Source organism: Acidobacteriota bacterium (genome assembly GCA_016716715.1).
GTDB lineage: Bacteria > Acidobacteriota > Thermoanaerobaculia > UBA5066 > UBA5066 > Fen-183.
The window spans coordinates 20,807-29,869 of the sequence record JADJVE010000015.1; the positions used below are offsets into that span (position 1 = coordinate 20,807).

General features: G+C 69.1%; 6 protein-coding genes. 5 read left to right on the forward strand and 1 reads right to left on the reverse strand.

All coding sequences use genetic code 11. The features are described from left to right. The first annotated feature begins 60 nt into the window (after window positions 1-60). The 4 genes from IPL89_17130 to IPL89_17145 all read left to right on the forward strand — a co-directional run bounded on the left by IPL89_17130 (window position 61) and on the right by IPL89_17145 (window position 6,853). Window positions 61-3,315, forward strand: a complete 3,255-nt coding sequence (locus tag IPL89_17130; GenBank protein MBK9064889.1) for a VCBS repeat-containing protein — start codon at window positions 61-63, stop codon at window positions 3,313-3,315. Between the two features lie 82 nt (window positions 3,316-3,397). Further along, window positions 3,398-5,149: a CRTAC1 family protein gene (locus tag IPL89_17135; protein ID MBK9064890.1), complete on the forward strand. Its 1,752-nt coding sequence runs from the start codon at window positions 3,398-3,400 to the stop codon at window positions 5,147-5,149. Further along, window positions 5,146-5,742 (forward strand): rRNA pseudouridine synthase, encoded by a 597-nt coding sequence (locus IPL89_17140; GenBank protein MBK9064891.1) that lies wholly within the window; start codon window positions 5,146-5,148, stop codon window positions 5,740-5,742. The genes IPL89_17135 and IPL89_17140 overlap by 4 nt, the downstream gene beginning before the upstream one ends. 67 nt (window positions 5,743-5,809) lie before the next feature. Continuing rightward, window positions 5,810-6,853, forward strand: coding sequence for a DUF2911 domain-containing protein (locus IPL89_17145; protein ID MBK9064892.1), 1,044 nt, complete (start codon window positions 5,810-5,812; stop codon window positions 6,851-6,853). On the opposite strand, the gene IPL89_17150 is transcribed toward IPL89_17145, so the two are convergent. Then, on the reverse strand, window positions 6,846-7,520 hold the full coding sequence (locus IPL89_17150; protein ID MBK9064893.1) for an NAD(P)H-binding protein: 675 nt from the start codon (window positions 7,518-7,520) through the stop codon (window positions 6,846-6,848). The genes IPL89_17145 and IPL89_17150 overlap by 8 nt on opposite strands. 33 nt (window positions 7,521-7,553) lie before the next feature. Here IPL89_17150 and IPL89_17155 point away from each other — a divergent pair. Continuing rightward, window positions 7,554-9,063 (forward strand): Na+/H+ antiporter (locus tag IPL89_17155; protein MBK9064894.1); only part of this gene is annotated, 1,510 nt, incomplete at its 3' end.

A 9,063-nucleotide genomic window follows, 5' to 3' on the forward strand; every position in this document is an offset into this window, starting at 1 on the left:
GGCGCGCCGCTGCGGGGCCCGCGCGGGCGTTGCCCCGCGCTCCGGCCATAATCACCTTCGATGAAGTCTCTCTTCGAACGTTGCGTTCTGGCCGCCTTACCCTTCCTCGCGGCGGCCATGGTTTGTCCCTCTTCGCATTCAGCAGAAATCCCCTCTTCTCCCCGGTTCTCCCCCGAGCAGGCGTCGAGGATCCTGGCGCTGCGCAACGTCGGGCTCGCTCAGCTCGAGGAGGACAAGGCGAAGGACGCGCGGGCCACGTTCGCGAAGCTCGCGGAGCTCGTGCCGGGGGAGGCGCTGCCGCTCGCGGACGGGGCCGTCGCCGCGTTGCGCGAGAAGGATCTTGCGGGGGCCGAGGCTCTTCTCGCGAAGGCGGGAGACCGCGCGGACGTCTGGGCGATCCGCGCCGCCCTCGAGAACGAGCGCAACCGGCCCCCGGCGATGCGGGCGGCCCTCGAGAAGGCCGCCGGCCTCGACCCGCGCGACCTCGAGTCCCGCTGGCGCTACGCCCGCAGCGTCGAGTCCGATTCCTCGGCCACCGATCCCGAGAAGGCGAAGCGGCGCGTGTTCCTCTCCGAGATCGCCCAGCGCTCGCCCGCGAACCTGCCCGCGCGGCTCAAGCTTTTGCTGCTCGAGGTCGAGGCCGGGGACGCCGCATCCGCGAAGAAGACGCTCGGCGAGCTGGAGCCGCTCGTGTCGGACGGCGACGCGCGTGCCCGCCAGTTCCTGTCCGAGGCGAAGGACGCGCTCGGCAAGGGTGATCTCAAGACCGCCGCCGTCAAGGTGCGCGTCCTCGAGAACGTCCAGCGCGTGACGCCGCGGTACCAGCAGTCCCTCGGCGAAGTGTTCACGCAGGTCGTCGGGCTGCCCGTAGAGAGATTTTCTCTGAAGGTGGAAGAGGGGCTGCGCGCCGGCGCGGGCGCGGCGGTTCCGGTGAGCCTTCGTGCGCCTGTCGCGTCCGAAGAGAACGTGGAGAGATTGCTTAGAAAGGTGGATGTCCGGAACTCGGGAGCGGCCGAGGTTTATCCGGTTCCGGCGCCCTTCACGGCTGCCGTGTTCTTCGACTTCGACCTGGACGGGGACCTCGACGTCTACCTCCTCGGGGGAAACAAGCCCGACCAGCTCCTGCGCAACAACCTCGACGGCACGTTCCCCGACGTGACCGCGAGGACGGGCGACGCTGTGTTTCAATCGAAGAAGGCCGTCGTCTCCGACGTCGACCGCGACGGCGACCTCGACCTCGTCGCGATCGACGCAAAGGGCGACCTCGTTCTCCGCGTGAACCTCCGGCAGGGCGTCTTCCGGACGGTTCCGCTCCACGTCTCCGGCGCCGTGGACCTTGCGGTTGAAGACGTCAACGGGGACGGGAACCCAGACATCCTGGTGGGCACCGCAAAAGGGCTTCGCCTTCTCATCGGCAAGGGCGATGGGAGTTTCTTAGAAGGCGCGGACAATGGCCTCGGCGGGGGCGCGGCCCCAGCCGCGGTGCGGGCGGTGGTACTCGCGGACTTCGACAACGACGGCTTTCCGGACGTGATCGCGGCGACGGCCGCGGGCGATCTTCTTGCGTACCGAAACGAGGGCGGCGGGAAGTATTCGCTCTGGCCCCTCTTCTCTTCACCTTCAAAGAAATCTTCTTCTTCTCTTTCTCTCTCTTCTCCGAACATCGACATCCTCCTCGCCTTGGACGTCGACAGGGACGGCGATCTCGACCTCCTCGTATCGGCGGGCGGCAAGACGTCCGTCCTGGTCAACGACGGAGGCAATGCGAACGGCTGGCTGGTCGTCGCGCTCGAGGGCCTCGCGACGGGCTCGGGCAAGGTGAACCGCGGCGGCGTGGGCAGCCTCGTCGAGGTGAAAGCGGGAAACCTCGTCGTGACGCGCACGGCGGGCCTGTGGCCGGTGCACGTCGGCCTCGGCGCGAGGACGAAGGCCGACGTCGTGCGCGCGACGTGGACGAACGGCGTCCCGCAGAACCTCTTCGACCAGAAGGCGAAGACGGTCGTGAAGGAAGTCCAGCAGCTGAAGGGCTCGTGCCCGTTCGTCTACGCGCACAACGGCCAGACGGGCGTCTGGAGCTTCGTGTCCGACGCGCTCGGCCGCGCGCCCATCGGCCTCCTCTACGACGGCGTCCACCTCGCGGGCGCCGACGCGCGCGAGTGGCTGCTCGTGCCGGAGGGCATGCTCGCGCCGACGCAGGACGGGAAGCTCCTTCTCGACTACACCGAGGAGCTCTGGGAGGCCGCGTATCTCGACGAGGTTTCGCTCATGGGCGTGGATCACCCGATCGGGACCGCCGTGATCCCGAACGAGCGGATGATTCCCGGCGCGACGGAGAAGAAGCTGTTCACCGTCGCTGCCCCTCGCCCGTTGCGCGCCGCGTGGTCGGACGCGTCCGGCCGCGCGGAGGACGTGACGGAGAGACTCGCGCGCGCCGACAAGGTCTACGTCGACCCTGGTGCCGAGACGGCCTATCAGGGCGTGAGGAGGGAGCACGCGCTCGTCCTCGACCTCGGGCCCGTCGCCGCGGGCGGCCGCGTCGTCCTTTTCCTGAACGGCTGGATCTTCTACACGGACACGTCGATCAACGTCTCGCTGTCGCAGCGGAAGGATCTCGTCCACTTCCCGCCCGTCCTCGAAGTGCCCGACGGCAAGGGCGGCTGGAAGGTCGCGATGGAGTCGTTCGGGTTCCCGGCCGGGAAGACGAAGACGATGCCCGTCGACCTGACGGGGGTCGTCGACTCCGCCGACCCGCGCGTGAGGATCAGGACGACGATGGCGATCTTCTGGGACGAGGCGTACATCACCGTCGACGATCCAGCCGTAGGCGTGGTCACGACGGTGCTTCCCCCGGAGAAGGCCACGCTCTCCGAGCGCGGCTTCTCGCGGCGCTTCCGCGAGACGCCGGACGGCCCCGAGGTCTTCGACCACGGCGACGCGAGCGCGGCGCCCGCCTGGGACGACGTGCCCGGGAAGATCACGCGCCTTGGCGACGTGACGGACCTTCTGTCGAGGACGGACGACCGCTGGGTCGTCTTCAAGGGCGGGGACGCGATCCGCATCACGTACGACGCGTCGAGGCTTCCGCCGCTCCCTGCCGGCTGGAGGCGGGACTACGTCGTCGTGTCCGACGGCTGGGACAAGGACTTCGACAAGAACACCGTGACCGGCCAGAGCTACGGCCCGTGGCCGTTCCACGCGATGTCGGCGTACCCCTATCCCGACACGGAACGCCACCCCGACCCGAAGTTCCTCGAGGAGACGCTCACACGGGAGGTCGGCCCGGAGCGGTTCCGGAAGGCTCTGGGAGAAAGATAGTTTTGCTCGCTCGTGAACCGGGCCGACTGTGGCGACCTCCCGTGGGGCTTGCGTGAGGGCGATTGAAGACTTGCTTAGAAGGGTGAAAGCCCCTCGCGCGCCCGTCGCCGGGGCCTTGTTCGCAGCGCTCCTGCTCGCCCCGCTGCTCTCTTACTCATTCGAAGGAATCCCCTCTTCCTCTTCGGCTGTTCCTCGTTCCCCCATTCGCTTCACCGACGTCACGAGGAAATCGGGCATCACGTTCTCGTACGAAACCGACCTGCGCCGTGGTCGGAACCTCGCCACGATGGGTGCGGGCGTCGCGATGGGGGACTTCAACGGCGACTCGTTTCCGGACCTCTTCTTCGCGGGCTCGGCCGCGAGCGGCAAGAAACCCGGCGCCGGCCCGTGCGGCGCGCTCTATCGGAACCGCGGCGACGGCACGTTCGAGGACGTGACGGTGCGCTCGGGGATCAGGTCCTGCGGCTGGAGGATGGGAGCGTACTGGGTGGACCTCGACGGGGAGGGGCATCTCGACCTCGTCGTGACGGGAGTCGGCAAGGTCGAGCTCTGGAAGAACCTCGGCAACGGCACCTTCCGCAACGTGGCGGCCGAACGCGGCCTCCTCGCGCCCGGCTACTCGGTCGGCCTCGCGGCTGGCGACGTGAACGGGGATGGGCGCGTGGACCTCTACGTCGTCGGCTACCTCGACACGGACTACGCGAAGGAGAGCTCGTTCGGCCAGTTCGAGGTCCGCGTCCCGGAGGACTACGATGGACAGGAAGCGAAGCTGAACGTGCAGGGCGAGGACGGCCGGTTCGTCGAGCGCGCGAAGGATGCCGGCGTCCTCAACACGGGCGGGCGCGGCCTGTCGGCCGTCTTCTTCGACTACGACGGAGACGGCGCGCCCGACCTGTACGTCGCGAACGACCGGACGACGAACGTCCTCTACCGTAACAGGGGCGCAGGCGCGTTCGAGGACGTGACGGTCGAGACGGGCGCCGGCAGGCGCGACCACAAGGAGGCGCGCGCCGGCATGGGTGTCGCGATCGGAGACCTCGACGGCAAAGGCCGGCCGGACATCGTCGTCACGAACTTCGCGGGCGAGCCGAAGACGCTCTACCGCAACGTCGAGGGCGCGCTGTTCGACGACGCGACGGAAACCTCGGGTGTCGAGCGCCCGTCTCTTCCGTACGTGCAGTGGGGGACCGACATCGTCGACCTCGACGACGACGGGCGACCCGACCTCGTGATGGTCTCGGGTCACCTGATCCCGAAGATGATCATGACGTTGGCGCGGCTGTTCGGGAACAGCAAGAGCCTCGGCCCGTACGCCCGGGGCGACCGCAGCTACAAACAGCCGCCCGTTCTCTACCGCAACGCAGGCGGCGGCCGGATGGAAGACGCCACGCCGTCGGCGGGCGATCTCGGCCTCGTGCGCCTCTCGGCGCGCGGCCTCGCCGCCGGCGACATCGACGGGGACGGGCGCGTGGACCTCGTGATCGCGTCGATCATCGGGGGCGCGCACGTCCTGCGTAACGCGACGGCCGCTCCCGGGAACGCCCTCGAAATCCTCCCGGTGGCGGGAGCAGACCGGCGCACCGTGCTCGGGACGAAAGTCGTCGTAACCGCGGGAGGCGTGCGGCAGGTGCAGGAGTTCATCCTGCGGCCGTCGTACGCCTCCGGAGCGTGGATCCCGCTCCACTTCGGGCTCGGCGCAGCTGAGACGGCCACGGTCGAGGTCATCCCGCCGGGCGCGACGGCACCGGCAAGCCGGTTCGAGAGCGTCTCGGCGGGCCGGATCTACACGGTGAAGGACGGCGCGCTTGCCGAGCGCCGCGCCTTCCGGCGTTGAGCTTTCCGCGCGTCCTCGCCTTCCACAAGCCGCGAGGCGTCGTGTGCTCCACGGTCGCGGAGGGAGGGGCGACGCCGGTCACGGCCCTTCTGCCGCCGGAGTTCCGCGGCTGGTTCGCGGTCGGACGGCTCGACAAGGAGTCCGAGGGCCTTCTGCTCTTTTCGGACGACCCGGTCTTCGCGCAGCGCCTCATGGACCCCGGCGGCGTCGCGAAGGTGTACGAGGTCGTCGTCGAGGGGTTCCCGGACGACGCAGCCCTCGCCCCGATGCGCGCGGGCGGGGTCGAGCTCGACGGGCGCACGCTCCGCCCCGTCGAGGTGACGCGCATCGGAAAGGCGCCGCGCGGGGGCACGCGTTTCCGGGTCGTCCTGCACGAGGGCGTCAACCGCGAAATCCGCCGCCTCTTCCGCGCGGCGGGGCACAAGGTGCGGCGCCTGAGACGCGTCGCCGTCGGACCGCTCGAGCTCGGAGAAATCAAGGCGGGGGAGGGAAGAGAGATTTCTTCGAGTGAAAGAGAGCGGCTGCAGGCGGCTGTCGAGAGAGGCGCCCGGCCCGGCGCGGCCCGGACGCGGCGCCCCGACTCGCCAGGCTGAAACCCTGCCCGCTGCATCCCGTATTCACATTCAAAGAAATTCAACGGTGAATACAGGGAGGCAAAACATGAAACGGACCACCCGCGTTCTCCTCGCTCTCGTCCCCGCCCTGCTCGCGTTCGTCCCACCCGCGTTCGCTCAGCAGCAGATCAAGCTGCCGGACGCGAGTCCGGCGGCCAGCGTGAGCGAGGCGGTCGGGCTCGCCGATTTCACGGTCGCGTACCACCGCCCGGCCGTGAACAAGAGGGAGGTCTGGGGCAAGCTCGTCCCGTACGGGCAGGTCTGGCGCGCGGGCGCGAACGAGAACACGACGCTCACGGCGACGACGCCCTTCACGTTCGGCGGCAAGGCCGTGCCCGCGGGCACGTACGGCGTCCACGTGCTGCCTACCGCGGACACGTGGACGTTCATCCTGAGCTCCCAGGCGAAGGCATGGGGCAGCTACAGCTACGACGAGAAGGAGGACGTCGCCCGCGCGGCGGTCAAGCCGGCGGCGGCGGAATTCGCGGAACGGCTCACGTGGTCCTTCGACGAGCCGACCGCGGACGGCGTCGCCTTCACGCTGCGCTGGGAGAAGCTCCGGGCCTCCGTCCCGATCGGAGTGGACGCGAACGCCGTCACGCTCGCGAGCATTCGCGAGCAGCTGCGCGGCCTGCCGCGTTTCGGCTGGCAGGGCTGGAACGGAGCCGCCGCGTGGTGCCTCCGGAACAAGATGAACCTCGACGAGGCCATGAAGTGGGCGGACCGGTCCGTCTCGATGACCCCCACGTACCAGAACCTGCGGACCAGGGCCGGCCTCCTCGACCTCAAGGGGGACGCGACCGGCGCCGCGGCGGCGCGCGCGAAGGCGCAGACGCTCGCGACGGAAGCCGACATCAACAACCAGGGCTACGCGCTTCTCGGCGAGGGAAAGATCGACGACGCGATCGTGGTCTTCCGCAAGAACGCCGCCGACCATCCGGGGAGCTGGAACGTCTGGGACAGCCTCGCGGAGGGGCTCGAGACGAAAGGCGACAAGGCCGGAGCCGTCGAGAACTACCGCAAGGCTCTCTCGATGGCGCCCGAGGACCAGAAGAAACGCCTCACGGACACGCTCGCGCGCCTCAAATAGAGGCGGCGTCGTCGTCGGCGAGGGCCTGCATCGCCTTCGTCTCGTAGACGTGAATCCCGGGCGGCGCCTCCTGCGCGACGGCCACCATGGCCTTCGCGACGTCGTCCGCCCGGATCGGCCGGTAGCGGGCGGCCGGACCGAGCATGGCGACCGACAGCACCCGTGCGAGGGCGACCCCGAGGGCTTCGCCGGCCCGTCGCTCGCGCCGGTGCCCGATGAGGAACGACGGCCGGAAGATCTGAACGCCCCGGTAGGGCAGCGTCCGGACCATGTCCTCGGCCTCGCCCTTGCAGCGCAAGTAGAAATTTCCGGACTGCGCGCTCGCGCCGACGGCGCTCACGAGGAGGAACTGGGTCGAGCCCGCCCGGACGGACACCTCCGCGAGCCGGGCGACGTATCCGACGTCAACCTTGTGGAAGGCCTCCGGCGAGCCCGCCTTCCGGATCGTCGTCCCGAGGCAGCAGAACACGTCGTCGGCGCGCGGAAACGCCGACATTCGTCCCATGCGCTCGTAGTCGACGGTGCGCTGCTCGAGCTTCTTGTGCGTGAGGTTGATCGGGCCGCGCACGAACGCGATGACGCGGTCGTACGAACCGCCTGCGAGCAATCGTCGCAGGAGGCGCTCGCCGACGAGCCCGGAGGCTCCCGCCACGATCGCCGAACGCATGATTTGACCGCATCATAAGCGAGAATCCGCTTCGTGCAGACCGTCGAGACGATCCTGACGCTTCTGGGGCTGACGACGCTCCTCGCATTTCTCGCCCAGAAGGCGAAGGTGCCGTACCCGATCTTCCTCGTGATCGGCGGAATGGGCGTCGCCTTCGTGCCAGGCCTGCCGGCCGTCTCCCTCGACCCGCAGCTCGTGTTTCTGTTTTTCCTCCCGCCGATCCTCTACGCCGCCGGCTACTTCACGTCGTGGCGCGACTTCCGCGTGAACCTGTTCTCGATTTCTCTGCTTGCGGTGGGGCTCGTCGTCGCGACGACCGCGGCGGTCGCGGCGGTCGTCGTCGCGCTCGTTCCGGGTGTGCCGTGGCCGGCGGCCCTCGTCCTCGGCGCCATCGTCTCGCCCCCGGACGCCGTCGCGGCGACGGCCATCGCCCAGCGCGTCCGCCTCCCGCGCCAGATCGTCACGATTCTCGAAGGCGAGAGCCTCGTGAACGACGCGACGGGCCTCGTCCTGCTGAAGTTCGCGAGCGCGGCGATCGTGACGGGGCATCTCGCGGTTCTGCCGGGCATCGCGGAGTTCTGCCTGATGGTCGTGGGCGGCGTGGCCGTCGGCCTCGCGCTCGGGTGGCTCTTCGCGCAGGCCCAGCGCTACCTCGACGACGCGATTCTCGCGACGACGGCCTCGCTGCTCGTCTCGTTTGTCACCTACATCATTGCCGAGCACCTCCACGTCTCCGGCGTCCTCGCGACGGTGACGGCGGGCGTCGTGCAGGGACGCTACGTGCCCAGGATCCTGTCCTCGAAGACTCGCATCGAAAGCACGGCCGTCTGGCAGACGTTCATCTTCCTTCTCAACGCTCTCGTCTTCGTCCTCATCGGCCTGCAGCTTCCGGCGGTCCTGAACACGCTGGACTGGCCCTGGCCGGTCGTCGTGGACGGCATCTTCGCGACGTTCGGGACGATGGTCGTGGTGCGCCTCGCCTGGATGTTCCCGGGCGCTTACCTTCCGCGTTACCTGTCCCCGAAGTTCCGCGCCACGCATCCCTATCCACCGTGGCAGGCGGTCGTGATCGTGGGCTGGTCGGGGATGCGCGGCGTCGTGTCGCTCGCGGCGGCCCTGTCGCTCCCGCTCGTCCTCGCGGACGGCCGGCCGTTCCCGGCGCGCAGTCTCATCATCTTCATCACGTTCGCCGTCATCCTCGGGACACTCGTCTTTCAGGGGCTCACGCTCGCGCCGCTCGTGCGCTGGCTGCGCGTCGAGGAGGACCGGTCGGGGGAGAAGGAGGAGCGGCGGGCGCGCCTTGCGCTCGCCGAGGCGGCGCTCGACCACCTCGACCTGGCAATGGACGAGCAGAACCTGCAGGCGCACCAGGTCCACGGCGTGCGGCAGGAGTATGTCCAGCGCGTGCGGTCGCTGAAGGGACTCGAGGCCGAAGGCCCCGCGCACGCGCCGCTCGAGCTGTCGAAGGAGCTTCGGCGGACGGCGGTAGAGGCCCAGCGGAAGCAACTCCTCAAGCTGCGCGACGAGGAAGTCATCGGCGACG